Annotated in this window: 26 protein-coding genes; 19 read left to right on the forward strand and 7 right to left on the reverse strand. The window is 72.6% G+C overall.

Features of this window, described 5'->3' with window-relative positions; translation table 11 throughout:
* Positions 1–50 precede the first annotated feature (50 nt).
* Positions 51–446, reverse strand: a complete 396-nt coding sequence (locus ACWEEU_RS04490; protein WP_451728367.1) for a hypothetical protein — start codon at positions 444–446, stop codon at positions 51–53.
* A gap of 222 nt (positions 447–668) precedes the next feature.
* Complete coding sequence (zapE, locus tag ACWEEU_RS04495) at positions 669–1,778, reverse strand: cell division protein ZapE (protein WP_385740581.1); 1,110 nt, start codon at positions 1,776–1,778, stop codon at positions 669–671.
* 36 nt (positions 1,779–1,814) lie between these two features.
* On the opposite strand from zapE, the gene ACWEEU_RS04500 reads away from it, so the two are divergent.
* The 10 genes from ACWEEU_RS04500 (at position 1,815) to ACWEEU_RS04545 (ending at position 12,134) form a co-directional block, all read left to right on the forward strand.
* Complete coding sequence (locus ACWEEU_RS04500) at positions 1,815–2,624, forward strand: pyrimidine reductase family protein (RefSeq protein WP_385740578.1); 810 nt, start codon at positions 1,815–1,817, stop codon at positions 2,622–2,624.
* A 169-nt stretch (positions 2,625–2,793) separates the two neighbouring features.
* Positions 2,794–3,267: an indole-3-glycerol phosphate synthase gene (locus ACWEEU_RS04505; RefSeq protein ID WP_385740575.1), complete on the forward strand. Its 474-nt coding sequence runs from the start codon at positions 2,794–2,796 to the stop codon at positions 3,265–3,267.
* 216 nt (positions 3,268–3,483) lie between these two features.
* Positions 3,484–4,878, forward strand: coding sequence for a UDP-N-acetylmuramate--L-alanine ligase (gene murC / locus ACWEEU_RS04510; RefSeq protein WP_385740572.1), 1,395 nt, complete (start codon positions 3,484–3,486; stop codon positions 4,876–4,878).
* Positions 4,879–4,892: 14 nt separating this feature from the next.
* The gene (gene msrB, locus ACWEEU_RS04515; protein ID WP_385740569.1) at positions 4,893–5,300 is read left to right on the forward strand and encodes a peptide-methionine (R)-S-oxide reductase MsrB; all 408 of its coding nucleotides are present in this window, start codon (positions 4,893–4,895) and stop codon (positions 5,298–5,300) included.
* Positions 5,301–5,533: 233 nt separating this feature from the next.
* Positions 5,534–6,658 carry an ABC transporter ATP-binding protein gene (locus tag ACWEEU_RS04520; protein ID WP_451728374.1) on the forward strand — a complete coding sequence of 375 codons (1,125 nt, stop codon included), beginning with the start codon at positions 5,534–5,536 and terminating at the stop codon, positions 6,656–6,658.
* A complete protein-coding gene (locus ACWEEU_RS04525) occupies positions 6,655–7,308 on the forward strand; it encodes an ABC transporter permease (protein WP_385740563.1) in 654 nt (217 codons plus the stop codon). The genes ACWEEU_RS04520 and ACWEEU_RS04525 overlap by 4 nt, the downstream gene beginning before the upstream one ends.
* The gene (locus ACWEEU_RS04530; RefSeq protein WP_451728377.1) at positions 7,305–7,973 is read left to right on the forward strand and encodes an ABC transporter permease; all 669 of its coding nucleotides are present in this window, start codon (positions 7,305–7,307) and stop codon (positions 7,971–7,973) included. Before ACWEEU_RS04525 ends, ACWEEU_RS04530 begins: the two co-directional genes overlap by 4 nt.
* A gap of 156 nt (positions 7,974–8,129) precedes the next feature.
* Positions 8,130–9,047 carry an ABC transporter substrate-binding protein gene (locus ACWEEU_RS04535; protein ID WP_451729047.1) on the forward strand — a complete coding sequence of 306 codons (918 nt, stop codon included), beginning with the start codon at positions 8,130–8,132 and terminating at the stop codon, positions 9,045–9,047.
* Positions 9,048–9,247: 200 nt separating this feature from the next.
* On the forward strand, positions 9,248–9,616 hold the full coding sequence (locus ACWEEU_RS04540) for an ArsR/SmtB family transcription factor (protein ID WP_385740557.1): 369 nt from the start codon (positions 9,248–9,250) through the stop codon (positions 9,614–9,616).
* A 4-nt stretch (positions 9,617–9,620) separates the two neighbouring features.
* Entirely contained in the window at positions 9,621–12,134 is a 2,514-nt protein-coding gene (locus ACWEEU_RS04545; RefSeq protein ID WP_451728382.1) for a cation-translocating P-type ATPase, read from the forward strand.
* Here the strand turns inward: ACWEEU_RS04545 and ACWEEU_RS04550 are convergent.
* Entirely contained in the window at positions 12,125–13,711 is a 1,587-nt protein-coding gene (locus ACWEEU_RS04550) for an LCP family protein (protein ID WP_385740551.1), read from the reverse strand. The genes ACWEEU_RS04545 and ACWEEU_RS04550 overlap by 10 nt on opposite strands.
* Before the next feature lie 144 nt (positions 13,712–13,855).
* Here ACWEEU_RS04550 and tatA point away from each other — a divergent pair, with 144 nt between their 5' ends.
* On the forward strand, positions 13,856–14,098 hold the full coding sequence (tatA, locus tag ACWEEU_RS04555; RefSeq protein ID WP_385740548.1) for a Sec-independent protein translocase subunit TatA: 243 nt from the start codon (positions 13,856–13,858) through the stop codon (positions 14,096–14,098).
* Between the two features lie 140 nt (positions 14,099–14,238).
* On the opposite strand, the gene ACWEEU_RS04560 is transcribed toward tatA, so the two are convergent.
* Both ACWEEU_RS04560 and ACWEEU_RS04565 read right to left on the reverse strand, forming a co-directional pair.
* Entirely contained in the window at positions 14,239–14,688 is a 450-nt protein-coding gene (locus tag ACWEEU_RS04560; RefSeq protein ID WP_451728386.1) for a DUF6114 domain-containing protein, read from the reverse strand.
* Positions 14,688–15,380 carry a DUF6230 family protein gene (locus ACWEEU_RS04565; protein ID WP_199584810.1) on the reverse strand — a complete coding sequence of 231 codons (693 nt, stop codon included), beginning with the start codon at positions 15,378–15,380 and terminating at the stop codon, positions 14,688–14,690. The genes ACWEEU_RS04560 and ACWEEU_RS04565 overlap by 1 nt, the downstream gene beginning before the upstream one ends.
* 518 nt (positions 15,381–15,898) lie before the next feature.
* On the opposite strand from ACWEEU_RS04565, the gene ACWEEU_RS04570 reads away from it, so the two are divergent.
* Positions 15,899–16,552, forward strand: a complete 654-nt coding sequence (locus ACWEEU_RS04570; protein WP_385740541.1) for a Tat pathway signal sequence domain protein — start codon at positions 15,899–15,901, stop codon at positions 16,550–16,552.
* An 18-nt stretch (positions 16,553–16,570) separates the two neighbouring features.
* Here the strand turns inward: ACWEEU_RS04570 and ACWEEU_RS04575 are convergent, their stop codons facing one another.
* Positions 16,571–17,569 (reverse strand): lytic polysaccharide monooxygenase, encoded by a 999-nt coding sequence (locus ACWEEU_RS04575; RefSeq protein ID WP_451728390.1) that lies wholly within the window; start codon positions 17,567–17,569, stop codon positions 16,571–16,573.
* A 368-nt stretch (positions 17,570–17,937) separates the two neighbouring features.
* On the opposite strand from ACWEEU_RS04575, the gene ACWEEU_RS04580 reads away from it, so the two are divergent.
* The 3 genes from ACWEEU_RS04580 (at position 17,938) to cyc2 (ending at position 22,093) form a co-directional block, all read left to right on the forward strand.
* A complete protein-coding gene (locus tag ACWEEU_RS04580; protein WP_385740535.1) occupies positions 17,938–18,585 on the forward strand; it encodes a ScbR family autoregulator-binding transcription factor in 648 nt (215 codons plus the stop codon).
* A gap of 21 nt (positions 18,586–18,606) precedes the next feature.
* On the forward strand, positions 18,607–19,797 hold the full coding sequence (locus tag ACWEEU_RS04585; protein ID WP_451728394.1) for a damage-control phosphatase ARMT1 family protein: 1,191 nt from the start codon (positions 18,607–18,609) through the stop codon (positions 19,795–19,797).
* Positions 19,798–19,933: 136 nt separating this feature from the next.
* Positions 19,934–22,093: a germacradienol/geosmin synthase Cyc2 gene (gene cyc2 / locus ACWEEU_RS04590; protein ID WP_451728397.1), complete on the forward strand. Its 2,160-nt coding sequence runs from the start codon at positions 19,934–19,936 to the stop codon at positions 22,091–22,093.
* A 66-nt stretch (positions 22,094–22,159) separates the two neighbouring features.
* Here cyc2 and ACWEEU_RS04595 read toward each other — a convergent pair whose 3' ends face one another.
* Positions 22,160–22,891: a CTP synthase C-terminal region-related (seleno)protein gene (locus ACWEEU_RS04595; protein WP_451728400.1), complete on the reverse strand. Its 732-nt coding sequence runs from the start codon at positions 22,889–22,891 to the stop codon at positions 22,160–22,162.
* Between the two features lie 94 nt (positions 22,892–22,985).
* On the opposite strand from ACWEEU_RS04595, the gene ACWEEU_RS04600 reads away from it, so the two are divergent.
* From ACWEEU_RS04600 to ACWEEU_RS04615, 4 genes are all read left to right on the forward strand, one after another.
* Positions 22,986–23,852 carry a LysR family transcriptional regulator gene (locus tag ACWEEU_RS04600; protein WP_401546257.1) on the forward strand — a complete coding sequence of 289 codons (867 nt, stop codon included), beginning with the start codon at positions 22,986–22,988 and terminating at the stop codon, positions 23,850–23,852.
* Between the two features lie 92 nt (positions 23,853–23,944).
* On the forward strand, positions 23,945–24,526 hold the full coding sequence (locus ACWEEU_RS04605) for a PDZ domain-containing protein (protein ID WP_451728404.1): 582 nt from the start codon (positions 23,945–23,947) through the stop codon (positions 24,524–24,526).
* Between the two features lie 187 nt (positions 24,527–24,713).
* Positions 24,714–25,841 carry an aminopeptidase P family protein gene (locus ACWEEU_RS04610; protein ID WP_385740521.1) on the forward strand — a complete coding sequence of 376 codons (1,128 nt, stop codon included), beginning with the start codon at positions 24,714–24,716 and terminating at the stop codon, positions 25,839–25,841.
* Between the two features lie 52 nt (positions 25,842–25,893).
* Entirely contained in the window at positions 25,894–26,838 is a 945-nt protein-coding gene (locus ACWEEU_RS04615) for an aminoglycoside phosphotransferase family protein (RefSeq protein ID WP_451728408.1), read from the forward strand.
* The last annotated feature ends 28 nt before the right edge of the window (positions 26,839–26,866 follow it).

Here is a 26,866-nt window from a genome sequence, read left to right on the forward strand (position 1 = left end):
TGGGGGCGCGTCGGTCTTGCACGACGTTCGTGGGGGGAGCGAGTGCGCCCTCAGCAGCGGAAGACCTGAAGCACTGCCGGTGAGCGGACTCCGGAGGATCTCGGGACACGGGGGTGCGGGGAACCGGCCACGGGCGGCGCCTCGACGGCCGTGCGCCGGATTATGAGGGGGCGCTCGGGACCGTCCCCGCAGGCCGCGCCGCGCCGCTTGTCGCGGGTGTGCGCGGTGGCGTGGGGCATCCGGGAGCGGCCGGGTTCACGGAGGATCTCCGTGTCGGCCGCCGTCGTCGCCTCGAGGGCGAGCGCGATGCCGGGAGCGTCGTTGGCCTGGGTCTCACCGAGCGTATGCGCGGATGCGAAGGTTCCCGTGGGTGCGAAGAGTTGGAGGGCGAGCAGCGCGGCGGCGAGCAGAGCGAGGACGGAACGAGCCGTCGTACACCGGGACATGCACACCCCCCTGCGGAAACTCGCGTCTCTCGCACGCACCAAGCGCTGGTCAATGGATGGTCAAGAAACACGTTAACCCGGCAACGGGCTTTGCAGGGTTAACGGCGGGTTACGCGCGCAAAAGAGCGTGAAAAGAGCGGGTCGGGTGGCCAAAACCGGCCCCTGACCCGCTCTTTTGCTGATCGTATGTCAGTCGGACGACACGTCGGTCCGATGAGATGTTCAGTCCGTGCGGTCGTCGACCAGACTCTTCGCGTCGCGGGCCAGCGCGGTGAGGCGGGAGATCGCGCGGAAGTACTTCTTGCGGTAACCGCCCTTCAGCATCTCCTCGCTGAACAGCCGGTCGAAGGGCAGCCCCGAGGCCAGCACCGGGACCTCGCGGTCGTAGAGCCGGTCGGCCAGGACGACGAGCCGCAGCGCGGTCGACTGGTCGGGGACCGGTCGCACGTCCGTCAGACACACCGCGCGCAGGTCGTCGGTCAGCGCGCCGTAGCGGCTCGGGTGCACCTTGGCCAGGTGGTCGAGGAGCTGCGGGAAGGCGTCGAGCGAGGCGCCCGCGGTGCGGTGCGCCGCGCGGGTGACCTGCTCGTCGGTGAAGGGCGCCGGGGCCTCGGGCAGGCCCCGGTGGCGGTAGTCCTCGCCGTCGATGCGCAGGGCGCGGAAGTGGGCGGACAGGCCCTGGATCTCGCGCAGGAAGTCGGCCGCCGCGAAGCGGCCCTCGCCGAGCTTGCCCGGCAGCGTGTTGGAAGTGGCGGCCAGCGCCACGCCCGACTCGACCAGCTTGCCGAGCAGGCTGGAGACCAGCACGGTGTCGCCCGGGTCGTCCAGCTCGAACTCGTCGATGCACAGCAGGGCGTGGCCGGACAGCGTCCGCACCGTCTGCTGGAAGCCGAGGGCGCCGACCAGGTTGGTCAGCTCCACGAAGGTGCCGAACGCCTTGCGGGAGGGCTCGGCGGGGGTGGCGTGCCAGAGGGAGGCGAGCAGGTGGGTCTTGCCGACGCCGTAGCCGCCGTCGAGGTACACCCCGCGCGGTCCCGAGGGGGTCTTGGCCGCCTTGCCGCGGCCGAAGCCGAGGAAGCCGCGCCTGGCGGTGGAGGCGTGCACACCGCCGAGCCCGCTCGCGAAGGTCTCCAGCACATGGACGGCGTCCGTCTGGCTGGGCTGGTTCGGGTCCGGGATGTACGTGGCGAAGCGCACCGAGTCGAAGCGGGGTGGCGGCACCATCTCCGCGACCAGACGGTCGGCGGGGACATGCGGCTCACGCGCGCACAGGGACAGCGGGGCCGCGTCGGTCAGCGGACCGGAACCGGAGGCGGTGGTGGAGGACGACACGATTACCCATGCTAAACGTCATGTCAGACTGCACGAATGCGACGCCTGTTCCCTGTGACCCACGAAACAGCAGCCCAGGCCCCTGACGGGGGCGGAGCGGTGCCTGCCGGTTCCGGTGGCGAGTGGCCGCTCGCGGAGCTGGCCGCCGCGTACGCCTACCCGGCGCCGGACCCCGCCTCGCCCCGCCCCTGGCTGCGGGCCAACATGGTCTCCACGCTCGACGGCGCCGCCCAGCACGACGGGCACTCCCAGCCCATCTCCTGCCCGGCCGACATGCGGATCTTCGGCACGCTGCGGGCGCTCGCGGACGTGGTCCTGGTGGGCGCGGAGACGGTACGGCAGGAGGGGTACCGCCCCGCCCGCGCGCGGGCCGAGTTCGCGGCGGCGCGGGAGGCGGCGGGGCAGGGGCCCGCGCCGGCGATCGCGATCGTGACGGCCGGGCTCGACCTGGACTTCTCGCTGCCGCTGTTCACCTCGCCGCTGGTGCCGACGGTGCTGCTCACCGGTGCCGACGCGCCCGCCGATCGGGTACGGGACGCCGAACGGGCGGGGGCGCGGGTGGTCGTCGCCGGTGAGGGCAGGCACGTCGAACCCGGCCGCGCGGTGCATGCGCTTGCCGGGCTCGGTTACACCCGGCAGCTCACCGAGGGCGGGCCGCGGCTGCTCGGGCAGCTCGTGGCGGCGGACGTGCTGGACGAGATGTGCCTGACGCTCGCGCCGATGCTCGCGGCGGGGGACGCGCAGCGCATCGCGGGGGGTCCCCCGGTCGCGGTCCCGTACCGGTTCGCGCTGGCGTCCCTGCTGGAGGAGGACGGATTTCTGTTCGGGCGTTACCGCCGGGCCTGAAAACGGGGCGCCGAAACAGCGGAATCTTCCGTTCCGTTTAGCTTCCGGCGGGCACACTTAGTCCGGCACTACCCGTGCGAGCACGGGGCAGGATGGTTTCCGCAGGTCTTTTTGGGCCCACGGTGGACAGAGGGTCGGCAGATCCTCGAAGGAGAAGAAGAGGCGCCTGGTGTTCACAAGCGTTCTGATGATCGAGAAGGCACTGACGTCGGCCGACGTCGAGTTCGTCACCACCCTGCACGGGGACGAGCCGGTCTTCTTCCATGTGCTGCTCCAGCCGCGCGGCGATCAGGCGGACCGCTTGCTGCGGGCCATCGACGACATCGCGCTCGGCGAGATCGACGAGGCCGTCCACGAGCGCGAGACGCCCGAGGGCGCGGACGCGCGGAACGTGGGGGAGCAGGCGCTCGACGTCTCCGTACGGGCCCTGCGCGCCGCCGGCAGCCGGGCCGAGGGCCGCCTGGTCGAGGACCACCCCCTCGACGCCCTCAAGGCCCTGGTCCAGGAGGTCCACGCCGACGAGGTCATCGTCCTCACCGACCCGCACTACGTCGAGGAGTTCTTCCACCGCGACTGGGCGTCCCGGGCCCGGCACAAGGTGGGGGTGCCGGTGCTGAAGCTGTTCTCGCACAGCAAGGCGTAAGCGCTCCGCCGGATTCGGCGAGGTTCGTGGCGCGGTCCTCGCGGCGGGAGCGGTGGCGGGACGGCGCGTGGTGTGTTCACGGCCGTCGCCCCCGCGGAGCGGTCACGGCGCCGAGGCGTCACCGCGGTACCCCGGCCGGGACCACTGCCGAGCCGCGCCGCGTGAAGCGCATAGGCTAGGGGCGTTCCGGCTCATCGTCCTCTGGGAGAACATCGCATGGCACCCGGCCTTCCTACCGCCATGGACCGACCGCACTTCATCGGCATCGGCGGCGCCGGGATGTCGGGGATCGCGAAGATTCTGGCGCAGCGCGGGGCGAAGGTGGCGGGAAGTGACGCCAAGGAGTCCGCGACGGCGGAGGCGCTGCGCACGCTGGGCGCCACCGTGCACATCGGGCACGACGCCGCGCACCTCGCCGACGACGCCAGCTGTGTCGTCGTGTCGTCCGCGATCCGGCAGGACAACCCCGAGCTGGTGCGCGCCGCCGAGCTGGGCATTCCCGTCGTCCACCGCTCCGACGCGCTCGCCGCGCTGATGGGCGGCCTGCGGCCGATCGCCGTCGCCGGTACGCACGGCAAGACCACCACCACCTCGATGCTCGCCGTCTCCCTGACCGAGCTGGGTGCGCGCCCCTCGTACGCCATCGGCGGCGACCTGGACGCCCCCGGCTCCAACGCCCTGCACGGCGAGGGCGAGATCTTCGTGGCCGAGGCGGACGAATCGGACCGCAGCTTCCACAAGTACGCCCCCGAGGTCGCCATCGTCCTCAACGTCGAGCTGGACCACCACGCCAACTACGCCTCGATGGACGAGATCTACGAGTCCTTCGAGACCTTCGCCGGAAAGATCGTCCCCGGCGGCACCCTGGTGATCTCCGCCGACCACGAGGGCGCCCGCGAGCTGACCCGCCGCCTGGCGGGATCGGTGCGGACGGTGACGTACGGCGAGGCCGAGGACGCCGACGTACGGGTCCTGAAGATCGTGCCCGAGGGGCTGAAGAGCCAGGTCACCGCGGTCCTGGACGGGCGTGAGCTGACCTTCGCCGTCTCCGTCCCCGGCCGCCACTACGCGCTCAACGCCGTCGCCGCGCTCGCCGCCGGCGTCGCCCTCGGCCTGCCCGCCGACGAGCTGGCCCCCGCCCTCGCCGCGTACACCGGCGTCAAGCGGCGCCTGCAGCTCAAGGGCGAGGAGGCGGGCGTCCAGGTGATCGACTCCTACGCCCACCACCCCACCGAGATGACCGCCGACCTGGAGGCCATGCGTGCCGCCGCCGGTGACTCGCGCCGCATCCTCGTCGTCTTCCAGCCGCACCTGTTCTCCCGCACCCAGGAGCTGGGCGAGGAGATGGGCCAGGCCCTCGCGCTGGCCGACGCCTCCGTGGTGCTCGACATCTACCCGGCTCGCGAGGACCCGATCCCCGGCGTCACCAGCGAGCTGATCATCGAGGCCGCGCGCGCCGCGGGCGCCGACGTCACCGCCGTGCACGACAAGGCGGAGATCCCCGACGTCGTCGCGGGAATGGCGGAGCCGGGAGATCTCGTTCTCACCATGGGCGCGGGTGACGTCACCGACCTGGGCCCGCTGATCCTGGACCGCCTGTCGCAGAAGTAAAGGGGCTGAGTCTCATGTCGTACGACGTCGAGAAGCCGGACGAGCAGTGGCGGACGGAGCTGAGCCCGGCGGAGTACGCCGTACTGCGCCAGGCCGGCACCGAACCGGCCTTCACCGGTGAGTACACGGACACCAGGACCGAGGGCGTCTACTCCTGCCGTGCGTGCGGTGCGGAGCTGTTCACCTCCGGCACCAAGTTCGCCTCGCACTGCGGCTGGCCGTCCTTCTACGACCCGAAGGACACCGACGCGGTCGAGCTGATCGAGGACCGCTCCCACGGCATGGTCCGCACCGAGGTCCGCTGCTCGCGCTGCGGCTCCCACCTCGGTCACGTCTTCGAGGGCGAGGGCTACCCGACCCCCACGGACCAGCGGTACTGCATCAACAGCATCTCGCTGCGCCTGGAGCCCACCGAGTCCTAGAGCGACCGTCTGACACCGGCCCCCCTCCGATCGCACGGACGGGGGCCGGTGGCGCGTCGCGCTTCGCCGCCCGCCACGCGCACACCCGCGTACCCGGCCGAAAATGGCAGGAATGGCCTGATGATCTCCGGGTAGGGGAAGCCCGTTCATGCACCAGGTGCCGGAAACATCCGCCGTCTACACTCGGCCGGCACGGTCTGAAGGCTCCTGCCAACCGAAGGGCGCGCGGCGTTTTGATACGGATAGATTCAGTCAGCAAGCGGTATCCGGACGGCACGGTCGCCGTCGACCGGCTCTCGCTCGACATTCCGGACCGTGCGATCACCGTGCTCGTCGGCCCCTCCGGATGCGGCAAGACCACGACCCTGCGGATGATCAACCGGATGGTGGAGCCCAGTGAGGGGCGCATCCTCCTCGACGGGGAGGACATCAGAGACCGACCCGTCAACTCGCTGCGGCGGTCGATGGGTTACGTCATCCAGAACGCGGGCCTCTTCCAGCACCGCACCATCATCGACAACATCGCGACCGTTCCCCGCCTGTTGGGGACGGGCAAACGCGTGGCCCGGGAGCAGGCCGCCGAGTTGATGGAACGCGTCGGGCTCGACAGCGCGCTCGCCCGGCGCTACCCCTACCAGCTCTCCGGCGGCCAGCAGCAGCGCGTCGGCGTGGCGCGGGCGCTCGCCGCCGATCCGCCGGTGCTGCTGATGGACGAGCCCTTCTCCGCCGTCGACCCGGTGGTACGCAAGGGACTCCAGGACGAACTGCTGCGCATCCAGGACGAGCTGGGCAAGACGATCGTCTTCGTGACCCACGACATCGACGAGGCCGTGAAGCTCGGCACGATGGTCGCCGTGCTGCGCACCGGTGGTCACCTCGCCCAGTTCGCGCCGCCCGCCGAGCTGTTGAGTGAGCCCGCCGACCCGTTCGTGGAGGACTTCCTCGGCGCCGACCGGGGTATTCGAAGACTCTCCTTCTTCGCCTCCGGGGAACTGGCGCTGGAGACCCGACCCGTCGTCCCGATCGACGCCGACGCCGAGCGGATCGCCACCGCCGCGAGCGCCCCCTACGTCCTCGTGACCGACGCCGACGGCGCCCCCCTCGGCTGGGCGGAGCCGGACCGGCTCGTCGCCGGAAGCATCGACAAGGACCGGCTTCTCTCCTACGGGCGGCCGTTCCGCCCCGGCACCGACTCGCTGCGCACCGCGCTCGACGGCGCCGTGCTCTCCCCGACCGGCTGGGCCGTCGCCGTGGACGGTGACGGGCGCGCCGTCGGCGTGGTCTCCCAGCAGACCGTCGGCGAGGCGATCCGCGCCGCGCACGACGAGCACCGCACGGACGCGAAGGCCGCGGGATGAACGGCTTCTTCGACCTCCCCAGCGACCTCCAGCACAGCTACGCCGGACTCATCGGGCTGCATCTGCGCGAGGCCCTGCTGCCGGTGCTCGCCGGACTGATCGCCTCGCTGCCCGTCGCCCAACTCTGTGTCCGCTTCCGCTGGTTGTACCCACCGGTGCTCGGCTTCACCACGATCCTGTACGCGATACCCTCCCTCGCCTTCTTCGTCGTCCTCATCGACTACACCGGCCAGAGCGAGACCACGGTGATGATCCCGCTCGCCGTCTACAGCCTCGTGGTGCTCGTCCCGGCCATCGTGGACGGCGTCCGCTCGGTGCCCCCGGAGACCCTGGCCGCCGCCGAGGCGATGGGGCTGGGGGCCGTACGGCGTTACTTCCAGGTGCAGTTACCCATCGCCGTACCCGCGATCCTGGCCGGTCTCCGGGTCGCCGCCGTCTCCAGCATCTCGCTGGTCAGCGTCGGCATGCTCATCGGCAACCAGGGCGCCCTCGGCAACATGCTCAACGACGCGAACATCTACCACCGGCCCGCCCTCGCCGTGAACTCCGTGATCACCACAGCGGTCGTGGCGACCCTCGTCGACGCGGCCCTCGTCGCGCTGCGCACGGTGCTGACCCCCTGGATGCCGACGAAGGACGCCGCCCGGTGAACGTACTCGACTTCGCCCGCGCCTTCTTCGAGGACAACGCCCACTGGCACGGCTACGACGGCATCCCCACCCGGCTGCTCGAACACGTCGGCTACTCGGTGGAGGCGCTCGTCCTCGCCGCCGTGATCGCGCTGCCCGTCGGCCTGATCACCGGCCACCGGGGACGCGGCGGCAACGCCATCGCCCTGGTCGCCACCGCCGCGCGGGCACTGCCCAGCTTCGGCCTGCTGGTGCTCATGTTCTTCTGGCTCGGCTTCGGCGTGCTGCCCGTGATGATCCCGCTGGTCATCCTCGCGATACCGCCCATCCTGGTCACCGCCTACGAGGCGATCCGCTCCGTCGACCCCTCCCCGGTGGACGCGGCGCGCGGCATGGGCCTGACCGAGACGCGCATCCTCTTCCAGGTGGAACTGCCCGTCGCGCTCCCGGTGATCCTCGGCGGACTGCGCACGGCGGCCGTCCAGATCGTCTCCACCGCCACCATCGCGGCCTACGTCAGCTTCGGCGGCCTGGGCCGCTACATCATCGACGGGCTCTACCAGAAGGACTACGAGAAGGTCGTCGGCGGCGCCACCCTGGTCGCCGGGATGGCGGTGGCCACCCTCGTCCTCTTCTGGGCCCTCTCCCGCCTGGTGGTCTCGCCCGGCGTGCGAAGGAGCAGCTGAACCATGCCGGGTGTCCAGCACCGAACCGCACAACTCCCCACTAATCGAAGCCAATTGGTGACCATGACGCACTTGACTGGCCAGGAGCACGCTGGCTTGGATCGACGGGTGACTACCGACAACCGCATCAGCGGGCCCACCCGGAGGAACCGAGCCGTGGCGGCGGCCGCGCTCGTGGCGGCGACGGCGCTGCTGGCGGGCTGTGGTTCCTCCGGCAAGAGTTCCGACGACAACCCGCTGACCGGCGGCGACAAGCCCTCCGCCGGCACCGTCGTGGTCGGCTCCAACAACTTCGCCGAGAGCATCCTGCTCGCCGACATCTACGGCGAGGCCCTCAAGGCCAAGGGCGTCAAGGTCTCCTACAAGCCCAACATCGGCAGCCGCGAGACGACGTACCGCGTCCTCAAGAGCGGTGACATCTCCGTCCTGCCCGAGTACAACGGCGCCCTGCTCGCCTACCTCGACCCCAAGGCCACCCCGAAGACGGCCGAGGAGACGACCAAGGCGATCGAGGCCAAGCTCGACCCCAAGCTGACCCTGCTCAAGCCGTCGGCGGCCGAGGACAAGGACTCGGTCACGGTCAACGCGGCCACCGCGAAGAAGCTCAAGCTCACCGACAAGTCCACCATCGCCGACCTCAAGGGCGCGGCGAAGGACCTCGTGATCGGCGCCTCCCCGGAGTTCCAGACCCGCCACCAGGGACTCGTCGGACTGAAGGACGTGTACGGCCTTCGGTTCAAGTCCTTCAAGGCGCTGGACGCGGGCGGCCCGCTCACCCAGGCCGCGCTGAAGAAGAACGACGTCCAGGTCGCGGACATCTTCAGCACCGACCCGATCATCGCCAAGGAGGAGTTCGTCGTCCTCCAGGACCCCGAGAACCTCTTCGGCTTCGAGAACGTCCAGCCGCTCGTCCGCAAGGGCGCGCTGACCAAGGAGGGGGCCGCCGCGCTCGACGCGGTCTCCGCCAAGCTGGACACCGACACGCTGCTCGACCTGGACACCCAGGTGCAGAACCAGCACAAGGACCCGCTGGACGTGGCGCGCGCCTGGCTGAAGTCCGCGGGGCTGAGCTGACGGCACCTTGAGCTGACGGCGGCAGCCCGACCCGACCCGGAACGCCCGGCGCGCCCACCGCCGCCGGGCGTTCCGCCTGTCCCGGCCGTCCCGCCTGTCCCGCCCGGCACGGACGGGCCGCTCCGGCGACCTACACTGGCTCCCCGGAAACCGACGGACACGGCGAGATGCGGCGCGAGACGCCCAGGAGGACGAGCACAGTGGCGACACCGCCCGGCACCGGCCGGCAGGACCCCTCCCCGGAGGTGTTCGCGGAGGCGGCGGCCGCCTTCGGGCTGCTCGCCTCACCGGCCAGGCTGCACATCGTGTGGGCGCTGGCCCAGGGCGAGAGCGACGTCACCGGGCTCGCCGAACGTGTCGGCGGCGCGCTGCCCGCCGTCAGCCAGCACCTGACCAAACTCAAGCTCGCCGGACTCGTCCGCTCCCGCCGCGAGGGCCGGCGCCAGGTGTACTTCGTGGACACCCGCGAGCAGGCCGCCCTCGTGGACGTCGTCCACCGCCTCGTCGGCCTGACCGCCCGGCAGCAGGACGGGCCCGCCGCGCCCGTACGCCGACTGCACGGCCTGTGAACCCGTGCCGGACACAGCACTCGGGCTGCTGCGGCGCCTGGAGACCGGACCGCGCGGACTGACCGACACCGAGGCGGCCGCACGGCTCGTCGCTCTCGGCGAGAACGCCCCCGCCCGCCCCGCCGCACCCTCCTGGCCGCGCCGCTCGGCCCAGGCCCTGCGCGACCCCTTCACCGCCCTGCTGCTGACCCTCGGTCTGGTCTCGGCCTGTGTCGCCTCCTGGCGCACCGCCTCCGTCATCCTCGCCCTCGTCGCCGTGAGCTGCGCGCTCCGCGTCACCGGCGAGCGCCGCGCCGACCGAGCCCTGGCCGCGCTGCGCGGGCTCGTCACGGGCACGGCCACCGTGCTGAGACGCACCGACGGGGCGACCGAGCCGCGCGCCCGCGAGGTGCCGGTCGCCGACCTGGTGCCCGGCGACGTCGTACGGCTCGGCCCCGGCGACCTGGTGCCCGCCGACGTACGGCTGCTGCGCGCGCGGGGGCTGAGCGTGCGCGAGGACGTGCTGACCGGCGAGTCCGCGCCCGTGCCCAAGCACGCCGCGGACCTGCCCGAGCCGGGCGCCGAGGCCCATCTGTGCTTCCAGGGCTGCGCGGTGGTCGCGGGCAGCGCCACCGCCGTCGTGGTGGAGACCGGCCCGCGCACCCGGTTCGCCGCCGCCGGACAGGCACCGGTGCGGCGCGAGCCGAGCGCCTTCGACCGATCCGTGCACGGCATCTCCTGGGTGCTGGTCCGCTTCGTGCTGCTGACCCCGCCCCTCGTCCTCATGGCCGCCGCCGCGCTGCACGGCCGGGGCGTGGCCACGCTGCCGTTCGCCGTCGCGGTCGCCGTCGGGCTCACCCCCGAGATGCTCCCGGTGATCGTCACCACCTGCCTGGCCCGGGCCGCCACCCTGCTCGCCCGCACCCACGAGGTGGTCGTACGACGCCTGCCCGCGCTGCACGACCTCGGCGCCGTCGACGTGCTGTGCGTGGACAAGACCGGCACCCTCACCCAGGACCGCCCCGTCGTCGCCGCCGCGCTCGGCCCCGACGGCGGCACCGACCCGGAGGTGCTGCGCTGGGCCGCCGTCGGCGCCTGGTGGACCCTCCAACTGGCCGAACCGCCCGCCCCCGACGCCCTGGACGAGGCGCTGCTGAGCGCCGCCGGGCCCGTCGGCGAGGAGTACGACGGGGTCGCCGCGCTGCCCTTCGACCCGGCCCACCGGATGGCCACGGCGGTCGTCACGGGCGGCCTCGGACGCCATGTGCTGGTGACCCGGGGCGCGGTGGAGGACGTACTCGACCGCTGCGCGCTGCCGGAGGAGGAACACCGGCGGCTGCTCGCGCTGGCCGCGCGGCAGGCGGAGGCAGGGCTGCGGGTGCTGGCCGTCGCGACCGCCGAACGCCCGGCCGTCGTACGGTCCTGTCGCGCGGCCGACGTGCGCGGGCTCACCTTCCGGGGGCTGGTCGGCTTCCGCGACGAGCCGGCGCCCGGTGCCGCCGAGGCCCTGCGCGAACTCACCGCGCTCGGCGTCACCGTGCACGTCCTCACCGGCGACCACCCGGCCACCGCCGCCCGCGTCTGTCGCGACCTGGGGCTCGACGTGGGGGACGTGGGGACGGCGTCCGGTGCCGTGGCCGCGGGCGGGGCCGGGGGCGTACGCGTCGTCGCCCGCTGCACCCCCGAGGACAAGGCGCGCGTCGTCAGCGGGCTGCGCGAAGCCGGGCACACCGTCGGCTTCCTCGGCGACGGTGTCAACGACGTGCCCGCGCTGCACGCCGCCGACGTGGGCATCGCCCCGCGCGGTGCGGTGGCCGTGGCACGGGAGAGCGCCGACGTGGTGCTCGGCCGCAAGGACCTCACCGCGATCGGACACGCCGTCGTCGCGGGGCGGCACAGCAGCGCCAACATCGCCTCCTATCTGCGCGTCACGCTCTCCTCCAACCTCGGCAACGTCCTCGCCATGCTCGGCGCCGGGCTCCTGCTGCCCTTCCTGCCCATGCTTCCGGCGCAGGTGCTCGCGCAGAACCTGTGCTTCGACGCGGCCCAGCTCGCCTTCGCCCACGACCGCCCGGACCGCGCGGCGCTGCGCCGGCCGACCAGGCTGCGGCCGCCCGCCTTCCTGCGTTTCATCACCGGATTCGGGCTGCTCAACACGGTCGCGGACCTCGCCACCTTCACCGTGCTCGCGCTCGCCCCGCACGGGAGCGCCGCGCTGGACGACCGGATGCTGTTCCACTCGGCCTGGTTCACCGAGAACCTGCTCACCCAGGCGCTGGTGATGGTCCTGCTGCGCACCGGACGCCGGGTGGCCGGGCGCCGCCGGCCCGGCCCGGTCGGCTGGTCGGCCGCCGCCCTGGCCGCCGCCGGGCTGCTGATCCCGCTCTCCCCGCTGGGCACCTCCCTGCGCATAACCGGTCTGCCGGCCGTGCACTACGCGCTGCTCGCCGCCGTCCTCGGGGTGTACGCCCTCGCGCTGACCGTGGCCCGCGCGCGGTACGACCGGCGCGGGTCAGGGTCAGGGTCGTCTCAGCCGTAGGTCAGGTTGTCGCACGGGTTCTCGTCCGCCGAGCGGGCGCCGTCGGCCACCGTGCTCGGCACCTTGGCGGGGGCGGCGGAGGCCGAGGCGGCGGTGGCGTACGACTGGCCGAGGACCACGTTGATCCGGGCCGCGCCGATCTGTTCGAGCGTGGCGCCCGGGAACGCCTTGGCGACGGTCCGCGCCTGGCTCTCCAGGCCGGGGCCGTACTGCACGACCGTCGTCGCGTGGTCCTGCGAGGTCGCCGTGGCCGTGCCGGTGACGGTGAAGCCGTCGGCGGTCAGCATCTGGGCGCCCTTGGCGCCGAGTCCGGTCACCGTGGTGCCGTTGTAGACGGCCACGCTGATGCCGGCGCCGGAGACCGGCTCGGCCGAGGCGGTGGGGGAGGCGGCCGCCTTGGCGCCCTTGCTCTTCCCGCCCTTCTTGCCGCTGGCGTCCTTGCCGTCGATCGTGCGGTCGTCCTTCAGCGCGGCCCACAGTTCGCTCGCGTCCGGCTCCACCACCGCGACCCGTGAACCGGAGTACCGCCAGGGGATGGTGATGAACTTGGTGTTGTGCAGGTCGATGTCCTTCATCGACATGGCGAAGGAGAGCAGTTTGTCGGCGGAGCCGAGGCCGGGGTCCACGGTGAGCGACTTGGTGGCCGCCGTCGCCAGCGGCAGCAGCCGGGTCGGGGTGAAGCCCTTGCTCTTGACCTCCTTCAGCAGGCTCGCGATGAACGCCTGCTGCCGCTTGATGCGGCCGATGTCCGAGCCGTCGCCGATGCCGTGCCGCAGCCGTACGTAGTCCAGGGCCTGCTTGCCCGCCACCTTCTGCTCCCCCTTGGGGAAGAGCAGCGTGCCCCGCGTGGTGCGGTTGGGGTTCAGGTCTTTCTGGTACACGTCGTTCGGCAGACACACCTTGACGCCGCCGACGACCTGGGTGAGCGAGGCGAAGCCCTTGAAGTCCACGACCACCGTGTGGTCCACGCGCAGCCCGGTGAGCTGCTCGACGGTGTTCTGGGTGCAGGCCGGGTTGCCCTTGTCGGTCTCGCCGACGGAGAAGGCCGCGTTGAACATGGTGTTCTGCCGGGTCTGCGTCCAGGTGCCGTTCGGCAGCCTGCACGGCGGGATGGTGACCAGGGTGTCGCGCGGTATCGACACCGCGAGTGCGTGCTTGTGGTCGGCGTATATGTGGAGCAGCAGAGTGGTGTCGGAGCGCCCTATGGCGGTCTTGTCGCCGCCGCCCAGGGCCGCGTTGCCGTCGGTGCGCGCGTCCGATCCGATGACGAGCACGTTCTCACCCTTGGACGAGCCCGCGGCGGGCCGGTTGTCGGAGAGACCGCCGGAGTCGAAGGTGCGGATGTCGCCGTCGAGCTTGAGATACAGCCAGCCCGCCCCGGCGGTGACCAGCACGGCCAGCGACAGGAACACCACGAGGACCGTGCGCAGCCTGCGGCCGCGCTTGCGGCGCTGGTCGCGGGCCGTGGCGCGCGGGGACTCCGCCCCGTCACCCGGGCCGCCGCGACCGCCGCGGTCGTCGCGGTCGGCACCGCGTCGTCGCGACGGTGCCGTGCCCCGGCTGCTGGTGATACTCATCGGCGCCCTCTTGTGTCTCACCCTGGGTTGTACAGTTGCGCAATGTAGCAATCATTGCTGAGCGGGTCGGCGGCGCGGGCGCCCCGGCCGTCAGGAACCACGTGAGAAAAGCACGTGAACACCCGTGAAAGAGGGAGGGCGGTCATGCTCCGCAACGGACTCGAACCCTGGCACCTGCTGGTCGTCGCGATCGTATTCATAGTGCTGTTCGGCTCCCGTAAGCTGCCGGACACCGCCCGCGCGCTCGGCAAGTCGATGCGCATCCTCAAGAGTGAGGCGAAGGCGATGAAGTCGGAGAGCGCCGTGCCCGGCGTCGACGCCGCTACTGCTGGTCCGGCCGGTACGGCCGCCGAGGCGAGCGCGACGGAGGCGCCGACCGTCCGGTGAACGTGCCGCGCCCCGGGCCGGGTTCCCGTTTCACCTGATCGAAGGACGGGCCGCCCACGGCGTTCCACCGGTCGTACGACATCCGGCGCCGGAAACCGAGTCGGCTTCCGGCGCCGGCGCGCGGCCTCGGCCCGGCGGGTTCAGGCCGCCTTCTCCACGCCCTCGCTCAGGTCGTTGGTCAGGGCGCGGGACCGCTTGCGGCGCTGCCGCCGGGAGACGCGCGGCTCCTGGTCGGGGAGCCAGCCGAAGGCTAGGCAGGCGCCGGTCGCGCCGAGGAGCAGCCCGATGAAGAAGCCGCCCAGGTTGGACGTGAGCCAGGTCCCCAGCGCGCACAGGATGCCGGTCAGCGAGTAGAAGAGCCGCTGTGCGGGGTTGAACAGGATCAGCAGCCCGAGCAGCACCATCAGGGCGGGCAGCAGATAGCCGGCCACGCCCTGCATCCCGATGTGCATGACGACCTTCAGCGAGGCCTTCTCGGTGAGCAGGATCTCCACTCCGCCCAGGGCGAGCAGCAGCCCGCCCCAGAACGGCCTGCGGCCCCGCCAGTCGTGGAAGGCCGCTCGCGTGGACCGGTCGGGACGCCCCGGCATCAGCAGCCCGAGTCGCTGAAGCGCAGGTTGAGCCCGGGCAGCTTGAACACGCCCGCCGTGGTGGCGTAGTTGGTCTGCCGCAGGTTGGCGATGTGCACGGTGTCGGCCTGCTGGCTGAACACGCCGATCGGACCCTTGGCGTTGGCCTTGGTGAGCGTGCTCGCGTCGTTGCCGATCTCGATGTTGTCGAACGAAGCGTCGCCCGACAGCTTGGTCGAGTCCGTGGTGAGGTCCGTCGCGGACACCCGGGTCTTGCCGCTGCCCGCCGTGATGAGCAGGTTGGTGCCGCCGAGGTCGACGCTCTGGCACAGCTTGGTGAGCTTGGCGCTCTTGATCGCGGACGTGACGACCAGCACCTGGCCGCCGGTGTCGCCCGCGTTGGGGCTGCCGTCCGCCATGTTGTCCAGGCCGCCGAACTGCTCGAAACCGGTGCCGTCCAGCTCGGTGGCCGTGACGGTGAACGGCATTCCGGAGATCGCGAACTGCACACCCAGCGCTCCCTGGGCGGTGAAGACCGCGAGACCGGCGGCGACCAGCGTCGCGGGCACCGCCAGCACGGCGGCCCGGCGCAGCCGGACCCGTCCGCGTCTCCCGCTCCCGGCGGGGGCCGGGTCCGGGGAGGACGCGGGAGAACCGCCGTCCGGGTTCTCGGGGGTGTGGTCGGCGGACGCGAAGTCCGGGGACGAGGCCATGTCTGCTCCCATGGGCACGGATCAATGCGGGGTGGGCTTCAGGTGGCGCGGTGTCCTGGCGCGGACAGCGGCTGCCGCGCACGCCGTCCCCGTACTCCCGGCGGGTGCGAGGGCTGTTGTGTTACGCGGCGGTAGCCTGCCAGGAAGTTACCGCCGGTTACTTTGAAGGGTCAAGGGAGTTGTGAAAAACGGGTGTGGAAACCGCGCACACCGCCCGGAACTTGCTGGACGCGCGGTTGCGGACGGCGAGCCCGACCCTCGTTGATTCTCTCAATTGCCTTGCGGTGTATTGACGTTGACGAACCATCAGGTCTACAACTCTCCCTGGTTTCCCCCTGGGTCCGTGGCGCCGGACCCGCCGCGCGGCGTCGTCCGCGTTCCCGGCACCAGTCCGCTCCGGCAGCCGCCCCGCGACCCCTCCGGTCGCCGTTCCACGGCCGGCCCCGCCCGCGGCATCGCACCCCGGCACCGTCAGCGCCCCACTCCTCACTCCCCCCACGCCGAAGAGAGGCACTCGTATGCGCACCCGCACGCTCCTCGCCCTCGCCACAGCCGCCACCGCGCTCGCCCTCACCGCGGCCGCCCCCGCCTCGGCCGACGGCACCGCCGTCCTGACCACGGGCGGTCCCGGCGGCACCGCCGTCCCGGTCGGCGACACCCTCAGCGCGCCGCTGGCCTCCGGCACCTCCGCCACGCTCTACTCCAGCGCCACCGGCACCAGCGGAGTCGTCTGCACCTCGTCCCGGTTCACCGCGAGCGTCACCGGCAACCCGGACGCGCCCGGCACGGCCACCGAGTCGGTCACCGGGCACAGCTTCGACAGCTCGAGCTGTTCCAGCAACGTCACCGGCGTGCTCGGCGTCAGCGGCATCACCGTCGACAACCTGCCGTACACCGCGTCGGTCGCCTCGGACGGCACCCTCACCGTGCTGCCCGCCGCCGGGTCCACCATCCAGACCACGGTCAAGCTGCGCACTCTGCTGGGCAGCATCACCTGCGTCTACCAGGCGCCGAGCCTGAACGGCAAGGCCGACAACGCCGACAGCAGCATCGCCTTCACCAACCAGCACTTCACCAAGGTGTCCGGCTCGTCGCTGTGCTTCGCGAACGGCTACTTCACGGCCAAGTACGCGCCGGTCAGCGACAACGGGGCGGCGGTCTCCGTCAACTGACGCCGCTCACGGGAACGTTCAGCGTCGTCGCAGACGGGGCAGGAACGCCACCGCCGCGGTGATCAGCAGCACCCCCGCCGCGCCGGCCGCGAGCAACGGAGCCGAGGGGCCCGCCTCCGCGCGGGTCGCCTCGGCCACCGGCGTGCCGTCGTCCGAGGTGACCGGCGCGTACGAGGCGTCCTTGCGCGGCTCGTCGGCCACGCTCGCCGACGGGCTGGGGGAGGCCGAGGGCTTGTGGTGCGCGCGGGAAGGAGAGGCGGACGGCTTCTTGGCGGGCTCCTTCTTCTCCGCCTTCGCGCCCGCGCCGGAACCGCCGCCGGACGCCGAGCCCGTGCTCGCCCCCGAGCCGGACGCCGACCCCGACCCCGATCCGGAGAAGACGACGTCGGAGCACGAGTAATAGGTGTCCGGCGTGCTGCTGGTCTGCCAGATCGTGTACAGCATCTGACGGCCCGTCCGGCCGCTCGGCAGGGTCGCCCGGATGTGATAGGCGCCGTTCGTCAGCGGCGGGTCCTTGACCTCGGCGAACGGGGTGGCGGGCAGATCGGACCACTTCAGCGGCTTCGACGGGTCGTAACCGGGCTTGGACAGATACAGCTTGAAGGTGCCGGCGTGCGCGATGGGGGAGGTGTACGTCATCGTCATCCGCGCGCCCGACGTCAGCCGGGTGGCCGGGAAGTCCGCGCGGGCGATGTCCAGACCCCGGTAGGCGGCGAGGTTCCCGCTGCACAGCTTGCCGTCCGGAATCACCTGCCGGTCGCGGCCGTTGACGTTCGGGACCCGCAGGTTGTCCCACGCGGTGAAGGGCGCGCCGCCGTTCGCCGCGATCGCCGCCCGGCAGGCGGCCGTACCCGCGCTGCCGCCGTCGGGGGAGCAGGCGTACACCCGGCTGACCGGGGCGGTGGGGGCGCCGTGCGCCAGGGCGGGGGCCGCCGCCCAGGGCAGGAGCAGCAGCGGGGCCGTCGCGGCGGCCGCCGTGACGCTCAGGCGGGCGATGGTCCGGGTCGACCGGGTCATCCGGGACGCCTCCTCGGCAGGCGCGGGAACAGGGCTCTCCCCACCAGTACGCGGGAGGGGCGCGTGCCGTTCAGACCGACCGCGCGGGCTGTTTTCCACGCGCGTAGCGTCACCGTGCTCATGTGCCGGGTGGGTATGCGCACATGGCTCGATCCGGACCGGACGGCACAAGCGGAGCTCCTCAACTCCCTTGTCGGCATGGGAAAACACCGCGCAGCGCGCCGTTGAGCGGAAGCGGGGACCGTCTCCGCGGAAGTGGCCGAAATCCATTCTGTCTTACTGGACTCCCGTTCCCCTGCGGTGAGTTATCGTATGCGCGGGGTTAAAACAAACCGCGTGTCCCGTTCGTTCATGAGAGGGGTCGGTCGATGGCGAGGCAACTGCGCGCTGAACAGACCCGGGCGACGATCATCGCGGCCGCCGCCGATCTCTTCGACCGGCAGGGCTACGAATCCACCAGTCTGAGTGACATCGTGGGGCACGCCGGTGTCACCAAGGGCGCGTTGTACTTCCACTTCGCTGCCAAGGAGGACCTCGCCCACGCGATCCTGGAGCTCCAGGCCGCCGCCGTGCGCCAGGTGGTGGCCGACGCCGAGAGCCGGGGCCGCTCCTCCCTGGAGTGCCTGATGCGCACCACCTTCGGCATCGCCCGGCTCGCCGTGGACGACCCGGTGCCGCGCGCCGGGCTCCGGCTCGTGACCGCCGATGTGTCCGTACGGCCGCCGCTGCGTCATCCGTTCACCGAGTGGCTGGAGTTCGCGTCCCGGAAGTTCGCCGGTGCCGTCAAGGACGCGGACCTGCACCCCGACGTGGACGCCGGCACCGTCGCGCACTCCCTCGTCTGTTTCTTCGTCGGCACCCGGGTCGCCGGGCGGTCCATCGAGCCGGTCGCGCGGCTGCCACGCCGGGTCGCCGAGATGTGGTTCCTGATGCTCCGCGGCCTGGTCCCGGTGCACCGCCGCCCCCGCTATCTCGCCCTCGCCACGCAACTGGAGCGGGAGATCAGGGCCGCCTGACCGGCGGGGTACGGTGACGGCATGTCCGACGCCCCCACCGCCCCCGTGATCACCGGCGACGAGCCCGGCTCCTTCCCGCACAGCGTGCTGGCCGACCGGCACCCCGCGATCATCCGTCAGGTGCGGGACGCCTCTCCCTACGGCCCCGCGCAGCACCGGGCGCTGGACGACCTGCTCCGCGCGTGCGCCGACGGCGTCATCCAGGACCTGCCCGAGGGCACCGACCCCGACGACCGCGCCCGCTGGCACGCCTGGGGTCTCGCCCGGTACGTGGGGAAGTCCTGGTACGAGGTGCCGTGGCTGTGGGCCGAGAGCTACTTCTACCGCGCGCTCCTCGACGCCGTCGGCTACTTCGCCCCCGGCCCCTGGCAGGGCGTCGACCCCTTCCGTCCCGTCAAGTACGCCGAACTCGGCGCCCCCGAGACGCGGGAGGAACTGGCCGCGCTCGACGCGCTCCAGGAGAAGACGGCCGAGGAGCGGGGCCGCGCCCTGCTGCACGGCTCCCTCTGGGGCAACCGCGCCGACCTCAGCTTCCAGCTGTCCGCCGAGGGCGCGGAGTCGCGCGACGCCACGCCGGGCCTGGTCGCCGACGACAGCGACGCCCTCTGGTCGCTGCTCCCGCCCGACGACACCGGCACCCTCTGCCTCGTCGCCGACAACGCGGGCCGTGAACTCGTCCCCGACCTGCTGCTGGCCGCCCACCTCCTCGACGAGCACCGGATCGCCCGCGCCGTCCTCCACGTCAAGCCGTGGCCCTACTACGTCTCCGACGCCACGACCGCCGACCTGGTCGACGCGCTGACCCGGCTGCGGTCCGCGTCCGGCGCCGCCGCCGCGTACGGCGACCTCCTCTGGGCGGCCATGGCCGACGGCCGCCTCTCCGTACGCACCCATCCCTTCCTCGCCTCCCCGCTGCCGTACACCGAGCTGCCGGACGACCTGCGCGCCGAGTTCGCCGCCGCCCGGCTGACCCTCTTCAAGGGCGACCTCAACTACCGCCGCCTGGTGGGCGACCGGTGGTGGCCACCCACCACGCCCTTCCGTGACGTGACCGCCTACTTCCCCGGCCCCGTCGCCACCCTGCGCACCCTCAAGTCCGACGTGATCACCGGCCTGTCGGCCGCCACCGAGGCCGATCTGAACGCCGCGGAGGGCCGGTCCTGGCGCACCGGTGGCACCCACGCGCTGATCCAGGTCAACCCCGGGGAATGACGTGGGGGCGCGTGGTCGTCTCCCCCAACGGCGGGATGTGTTACGGAAGTTCCCGATCGCGGGGATGGTTCACGCGATGGTGTGATCGTCCGCTGTGCGGCGGATGACCCGTTCGGCCGACGGGCAGGACCCGCTCATGACGCAGCCGTTCGAACTCCCGCCCTTCTACATGCCGTATCCCGCGCGGCTCAACCCCCACGTCGACGAGGCGCGCGCCCACTCGACCGCGTGGGCGCGCGAGATGGGGATGCTGGAGGGCTCCGGGATCTGGGACCAGGACGACCTGGAGGCGCACGACTACGGCCTGCTGTGCGCCTACACCCACCCCGACTGCGACGGGCCCGCGCTGTCCCTGATCACCGACTGGTACGTGTGGGTGTTCTTCTTCGACGACCACTTCCTCGACATGTTCAAGCGCACCCCGGACCGCGCGGCCGGCAAGGCCCACCTGGACCGGCTCCCCCTGTTCATGCCGCTCGACCTCGAAACCCCCGTCCCGGAGCCGGAGAACCCGGTCGAGGCGGGCCTCGCGGACCTCTGGGCGCGCACGGTTCCGGCGATGTCCGCGGACTGGCGCCGCCGCTTCGCCGTGGCCACCGAGCACCTGCTCAACGAGTCGATGTGGGAGCTGTCCAACATCAACGAGGGCCGGATCGCCAACCCGGTCGAATACATCGAGATGCGCCGCAAGGTGGGCGGCGCCCCCTGGTCGGCCGGACTCGTGGAGTACGCGACGGCCGAGGTGCCCGCCTCGGTCGCCGGGACCCGGCCGCTGAGGGTGCTCATGGAGACCTTCTCCGACGCCGTCCATCTGCGCAACGACCTCTTCTCCTACCAGCGCGAGGTCGAGGACGAGGGGGAGAACAGCAACGGCGTCCTGGTCGTGGAGACGTTCTTCGGCTGCACCACCCAGCAGGCCGCCGACACCGTCAACGACGTCCTGACCTCACGCCTGCACCAGTTCGAGCACACCGCGCTCACCGAAGTCCCCGCCGTCGCCCTGGAGAACGGGCTCCGTCCGGACGAGGTGGCCGCCGTCGCCGCGTACACCAAGGGGCTCCAGGACTGGCAGAGCGGCGGCCACGAGTGGCATCTGCGCTCCAGCCGCTACATGAACAAGGGGGCGCGCACGACCTCCCCCTGGGCGATGCCGAGCGGCCCGGGCGCCTCCGCGGCCGACGTGACCGCCCTGCTGGCATCGGCGGCGACCGAGCGGCTGCGGCGGCACACCCATGTGCCGTTCCAGAAGGTCGGACCGTCGCTGCTGCCCGAGTTCCACATGCCGTTCCCGCTGGAGCTGAGCCCACACGTCGACGCCTCGCGCCGCAACCTGGTCGGCTGGTGCACCCGGATGGGCATCCTCGGCGAGGGAGTCTGGGACGAGGACAAGCTCGCCGCCTACGACCTCGCGCTCTGCTCCGCCGGACTGGACCCCGACGCCACCCCCGAGGGCCTCGACCTCAGCGCCCAGTGGCTCGCCTGGGGGACCTACGGCGACGACTACTACCCCCTCGTCTTCGGCCACCGCCGTGACCTCGCCGCCGCCCGCCTCACCACCGCCCGGCTCTCGCGGTGCATGTCCCTGGAGGGGCCGCCGGCGATCGTCCCGGCCAACGCGATGGAGCGCGCGCTGATCGACCTGTGGGAGCGCACCACGGCTCCGATGACCGCCGAGCAGCGGGTCACCTTCAAGGCCGCGGTGGACGTGATGACCGAGAGCTGGGTGTGGGAGCTGTCCAACCAGCTCCAGAACCGCGTCCCGGACCCGGTCGACTATCTGGAGATGCGCCGCGCCACCTTCGGCTCCGACCTCACCCTCAGCATGTGCCGGGCCGGCCGGGGTCCCGCCATCCCGCCCGAGGTCTACGCCAGCGGACCGGTGCGCTCGCTGGAGAACGCGGCCATGGACTACGCCTGCCTGCTCAACGACGTGTTCTCGTACCAGAAGGAGATCGAGTACGAGGGCGAGATCCACAACGCGATCCTCGTCGTGCAGAACTTCTTCGGCGTCGACTACCCGGCCGCGCTCGCCGTCGTCCACGACCTGATGACCCAGCGCATGGAACAGTTCGAGCACGTGGTCGCGCATGAACTCCCCGTGCTCTACGAGGACTTCCGGTTGTCCGAGGAGGCGCGCGCGGAGATGGCGCTCTATGTGCTCGACCTCCAGAACTGGCTGGCGGGCATCCTCAACTGGCATCGCTCGGTGGACCGTTACAAGGCCGAGTGGCTGAGCGGCAGGGCCCACCGATTCGTCCCCGGGCAGGCTCCGGCGCGGCTCCAGCTGATCGGCTGACGGCGGCTCCCGCCCCCGCGGACGGACCGGTGACCGGGTCCCGCCGGCTCCCATGGGCGGGGCGGGTCAGGCGGGTTGGGCGGCCCGCGTGGCGTGCTCGACCGCGGCCCCGCCCAGCGCCCGGATCATCGGGTGCGGGCGGGAGCCGTCGCCGTACAGCTCCGGCTGGAACAGGGAGGCCAGGAAGAAGGGGTGGTCCGGGAGTTCGGCGACCCGGACCTGCCCGTCGGTGTCGTGCCCGGAGAACCGCAGGCCGTGGGCGCGCAGCGTGTCGAGGTGACGGGAGGGTCCGTAGGAGCAGAAGTACCGCTCGACCGTGCGCGGCGCGCCGATCACCGACTCTGCCAGGGAGCCCGGTTCCAGGACGACCGTCGCCTCGTGCCCCACCAGGGAGCAGGCCAGCGGCTCGATCAGGAGATCCTCGGCGCCGGGGTCGTTCTCGGCGTGCGCGACACCGGTCAGCCCGCAGGCGTTGCGCGCGAACTCCAGCAGGGTGTGCTGGAAGCCGCCGCACGTGCCGAGGAACGGGATGCGCTCCTTCCGCGCGGTGCGGACGGCGGCGAGCACCCCCGCCTCGCTGCGGTAGGGGCTGCCCGGCAGCACCCACACCGCGTCGAAGCCCCGTACCGCGCCCTCGGTCGCGGCGTCCTCCGAGGGAATCCAGTAGGCGTCCAGGACCAGCCCGTCCCGCTCGGCGAGGGCGTCGAGGAGGCGCGGGATCCGGGTGTGGGAGACGACGTTGGGGGAGCGGTCGCCGACGAGGGCGACGGTGGCGGTGCGAACCGCGGTTTCGGTCATGACAGCCATCCTGGGCGGCTGTCGTGGTTCACGTCCAACGATGATTCACGCACGATCGATAAGCGGTGCTGATGGGCGTGGGAAGCTATGGATCATGGACCCGCATCTGCTGCGCACCTATGTCACGGTGGCGCGACTCGCCTCCTTCTCCGCCGCCGCACGGGAGCTGGGGTACACGCAGTCGGCGGTCTCCCAGCACATCGCCGCCCTGGAGCAGGACCTCGGCGCCCCGCTGCTCACCCGTCGCCCCGTCGTCCCCACCCCGGCGGGCCACCGTCTGCTGGAGCACGCCGCCCCGCTGCTGCTCCGCCTCGACGCCGCCCGCGCCGACGTGATCCGCCTGGCCGCGGCCCCGCCGAGCGGACTGACCCTCGCGACCACACCGACCGCGCTCGGTCCCCGCGTGCTCGCCGCGCTCCCGGTGTCCGGGGTGAGCGTCCAGGTGCTCGGCCGGGACGAGATCCCCGCCGCCGTCGCCACCGGACACGCCGACCTCGGCCTGGTCGACGGTCCGGCGGCACCCAGCGACCCCCTGCAGTTGCCCGACGTGGCGCCGCTGACCTCGCACGCCGTCGCCGAGGAACCCCTCGCCGTCCTGCTGCCCTGCGCCCACCCCCTCGCCGGGCGCCCCGGACTGCGCCTGGCCGACCTCGCCGACGCCCGCTGGATCGACGCCCCCGACACCGCCGTACCCCTCGCCCGGCTGCGCGCCGTGAACGGCGGCGGCGCCTTCCGGACCGCGCTGGCGTTCGCGGGCACCGATGTGCGGACGCTCACCGCGCTGGTCGCGGCCGGTCACGGACTGGCGCTGCTGCCCCGGTTCGCGGTCGCCGCCGTACCCGGCGCCGTCGCCGTACCGCTCGCCGCGCCCCGCCTGGTCCACCGCACCGAACTGCTGCACGCGGCCGGGCTCGCGGGTGCTGCCGGGGACCTGGTCGGGCGGCTCGCGGGCGAGCGGTGAGAGCCCTCGCCGGTTCCCGGCGCGGAGTCACCCGTTCGTGGCACGTCGGAGGCGTCCGGCGTGGGTAGGCCACCAGCGGAGGCGAACGAATCATGGAACAGAGTGTGTTGCGAGCCGGGCCGATGCCCGGACGGTGGCGCGGCGAGAGCGTGCGACCGGAGCCCGTCGAGCAGGCGCCCGCCGGCCGTCCGCACGGTGCGCGGCGGCGGGGGCGGCGGCTGAGGAGCGTGGTGTTCTCGCTGGCCGTCGGCAGTGTGCTGGTGCTGTCCGGGATCGGCCTCGGCGCGGTCGGCACCAGCGCGCTCGGCCTGGGCGTCCACGGTGGGAAGCCGCGGCACGCTGGTCCACCGGCCGCAGCCCCAGCCCCCACCGCCCCCGCGGCGTCCGGGACCGCCGACACCCGGTCCGGCGCCACGCTCGGTCTGGAGGCCGTGGACGACGGGCGGCGTACGGGCGCGCTCGTCACCGCCGTCCACGTACCCGGCCCCGGCTACACGGCGGGACTGGTCCGCGGCGACGCCCTGGTGCGCTTCGGCGCCGCCCCGATCGCCACGGCCGCCGACCTGGCCCGCGCGGTCGCCCGAGCGCGGCCGGGCGCGGAGGTCACGGTGACCGTGCGCCACCGGAACGGGGTGGAACAGCGGCTGACGGCGGTGCCGGGAGTGGTGACCTGACCGCCCCCGCCGGAAAGTCGCTGGTCGGCGGTGCCGTCGGCCGCCATGATGACCCCGTGCCGCCCCTCCGCCCCGCGCGCCACCGCCGCGCCGTGCCCCGACCGGGTCGCGCGCGTCCGTGCGGGCGGGCAGGATGCTGCCCGGCACCGCTTCGCACCCGCACCCCGACAGCGCCCGGAGGCACCGGATGACCGGTAGTACGCCCGCGCCCTTCACCGCCGACGACTACCGGGCCCGCATGGCCCGCGCGACCCGGGAGGCGGCCGACGCCGGACTCGCCGGGCTGCTGGTGGCGCCCGGACCCGACATGGTGTGGCTGACCGGGTACACCCCGCCCGCCGTGACCGAGCGGCTCACCCTGCTGGTGCTCGTGCCCGGCGGCGAACCGGTGCTCGTCGTGCCCACGCTGGAGGCCCCCGACGCGGAGGCGGCCGCCGGATCGACCGCCCTCGGACTGCGCCCCTGGACCGACGGCGTCGACCCCTACGCCGTGACCGCCGCCCTCCTCGACGGCCGGGGCCGCTTCGGCGTCAGCGACAACACCTGGGCCATGCATCTGCTCGGCTTCCAGCGCGCTCTGCCGCACAGCTCCTACGCCGCCCTCACCGACGCGCTGCCCATGCTGCGCGCGGTCAAGGACGCGGCCGAGGTGGAGCTGGTCGCGGCGGCCGGGGCGGCGGCGGACGCGGCGTTCGAGGAGATCCGCAAGGTGCCCTTCGCCGACCGCCGCGAGTCGGACGTGGCCCAGGACCTCGCGGACCTGCTGCGCCGCTTCGGGCACTCCCAGGTGGATTTCACCATCGTCGGCTCGGGCCCCAACGGCGCCAACCCGCACCACGAGGTCGGCGACCGTTTCATCCGACACGGCGACATGGTCGTCCTCGACTTCGGCGGCCTCAAGGACGGCTACGGCTCCGACACCACGCGCACGGTCCACGTCGGGGAGCCCACCGACGAGGAGCAGCGCGTCCACGACCTCGTGCGCGCCGCGCAGGAAGCCGGTGTCCAGGCCGTACGGCCCGGCGTCGCCTGCCAGGAGGTGGACCGCGCCGCCCGCGCGGTGATCACCGAGGGCGGGTACGGCGAGTACTTCATCCACCGCACCGGGCACGGCATCGGCGTCACCACGCACGAGCCGCCGTATCTGATCGAGGGCGAGGACCAGCCCCTGGTGCCCGGCATGTGCTTCTCCGTGGAGCCCGGCGTCTACCTGCCCGGCCGCTTCGGGGTGCGCATCGAGGACATCGTCACCGTGACCGAGGACGGCGGCCGTCGCCTCAACAACACCACGCGCGAGATGGTCATAGTGGACTGAGGGACCGAGGAGACAGCCCAGCGACCGCATACCGGAACGGCCGGCCACGACCATGACCCAGGCACCCGCACCCACCGTCGACACCGTGCGCGCACTCGTCCGCTCCCTTCTCAAGGAACGCGCGCTGATCAGGGAGGACGGGACGCCCGACGACAGCTCCGCCGGCCTCGAGGTCCGGCCGGTCGCGGGCGGTGACGGCTACACCTGGTGGGTCGGCGCCCGGCATGTGCTGCGGCTCGCCCCCGACCGGGAATCCGCCGCCCGGCTGCGCCGCGAACCGCGCCTGCGCGACCTGGTGCGGTCCCGGGTGCCGGTCGCCGTCCCGGCCGGACTCGCACACGGCGACTGGGTGCCCGGCCTCGCCTGTGTGCTCGACGCCCGGCTGTCCGGTGGCAGCGGCGACGAGCACGAGGTGTCCGCGCTCGGCGAGGCCGACCTCGCCGGACTGCTCTCCGGACTGCGCGAGGTGGCCCCGCGCCAGGCCGAGACGCTCGGGGTGCCGCGTACGCCGCCGCGCTCCCTGGAGGCCCTGCGCCGCATCGCCGCGCACACGGCCGTACGGCTCGCCGCCGCCGACGAGTTCGACCACGCCCGTTTCCAGCCCTTCCCGCCGACGGCCGCCGTCCGGCTCGCCGCGCAGCACGGCACCGCCGTGCTCACCCACCACGGGCTCACCGGCGCGCGGGTGCTCGTCGGCACCGAGGGCCGGGTCCGCGCCGTCCTCGGCTGGGGCGGCGCGGCCGTGGGCGACCCGGCCGAGGACATCGCCGGGCTCGCCGCCGCCGTCGGCGCCCCGGCCGCCGTCCGCGCCGCGACCCTCGCCGGGTACGGGCCCCGCCCCTGTCTGCGCGGCCTGTGGCTGGCCCGCTGCGACACCCTCGTCCAGCTCGCCGCCCGCCTCGACGGCCGTACCGCCGAGGACCCCGCCCTGCTGCGCGCCCGGCTGCGGCGGGCCTGGGAGCCGATCCTGCTGGAGCGGGTCACCGAGTTCGAGTGAGCGCGGCAGGTCGCGGGTCCTCGGTGGG

It is taken from the genome of Streptomyces sp. NPDC005004 (genome assembly GCF_053600675.1).

Coding starts and splice junctions, on each gene's coding strand:
- ACWEEU_RS04570 (WP_385740541.1), top strand. CDS start 15,899: ATGCGCACCCGCACGCTCCTCGCCCTCGCCACAGCCGCCACCGCGCTC.
- tatA (WP_385740548.1), top strand. CDS start 13,856: ATGCTCCGCAACGGACTCGAACCCTGGCACCTGCTGGTCGTCGCGATC.
- ACWEEU_RS04550 (WP_385740551.1), bottom strand. CDS start 13,711: ATGAGTATCACCAGCAGCCGGGGCACGGCACCGTCGCGACGACGCGGT.
- ACWEEU_RS04490 (WP_451728367.1), bottom strand. CDS start 446: ATGTCCCGGTGTACGACGGCTCGTTCCGTCCTCGCTCTGCTCGCCGCC.
- ACWEEU_RS04525 (WP_385740563.1), top strand. CDS start 6,655: ATGAACGGCTTCTTCGACCTCCCCAGCGACCTCCAGCACAGCTACGCC.
- ACWEEU_RS04610 (WP_385740521.1), top strand. CDS start 24,714: ATGACCGGTAGTACGCCCGCGCCCTTCACCGCCGACGACTACCGGGCC.
- ACWEEU_RS04565 (WP_199584810.1), bottom strand. CDS start 15,380: ATGGCCTCGTCCCCGGACTTCGCGTCCGCCGACCACACCCCCGAGAAC.
- ACWEEU_RS04500 (WP_385740578.1), top strand. CDS start 1,815: ATGCGACGCCTGTTCCCTGTGACCCACGAAACAGCAGCCCAGGCCCCT.
- msrB (WP_385740569.1), top strand. CDS start 4,893: ATGTCGTACGACGTCGAGAAGCCGGACGAGCAGTGGCGGACGGAGCTG.
- ACWEEU_RS04615 (WP_451728408.1), top strand. CDS start 25,894: ATGACCCAGGCACCCGCACCCACCGTCGACACCGTGCGCGCACTCGTC.
- ACWEEU_RS04600 (WP_401546257.1), top strand. CDS start 22,986: ATGGACCCGCATCTGCTGCGCACCTATGTCACGGTGGCGCGACTCGCC.
- ACWEEU_RS04575 (WP_451728390.1), bottom strand. CDS start 17,569: ATGACCCGGTCGACCCGGACCATCGCCCGCCTGAGCGTCACGGCGGCC.
- ACWEEU_RS04580 (WP_385740535.1), top strand. CDS start 17,938: ATGGCGAGGCAACTGCGCGCTGAACAGACCCGGGCGACGATCATCGCG.
- ACWEEU_RS04560 (WP_451728386.1), bottom strand. CDS start 14,688: ATGCCGGGGCGTCCCGACCGGTCCACGCGAGCGGCCTTCCACGACTGG.
- cyc2 (WP_451728397.1), top strand. CDS start 19,934: ATGACGCAGCCGTTCGAACTCCCGCCCTTCTACATGCCGTATCCCGCG.
- murC (WP_385740572.1), top strand. CDS start 3,484: ATGGCACCCGGCCTTCCTACCGCCATGGACCGACCGCACTTCATCGGC.
- ACWEEU_RS04585 (WP_451728394.1), top strand. CDS start 18,607: ATGTCCGACGCCCCCACCGCCCCCGTGATCACCGGCGACGAGCCCGGC.
- ACWEEU_RS04595 (WP_451728400.1), bottom strand. CDS start 22,891: ATGACCGAAACCGCGGTTCGCACCGCCACCGTCGCCCTCGTCGGCGAC.
- ACWEEU_RS04605 (WP_451728404.1), top strand. CDS start 23,945: ATGGAACAGAGTGTGTTGCGAGCCGGGCCGATGCCCGGACGGTGGCGC.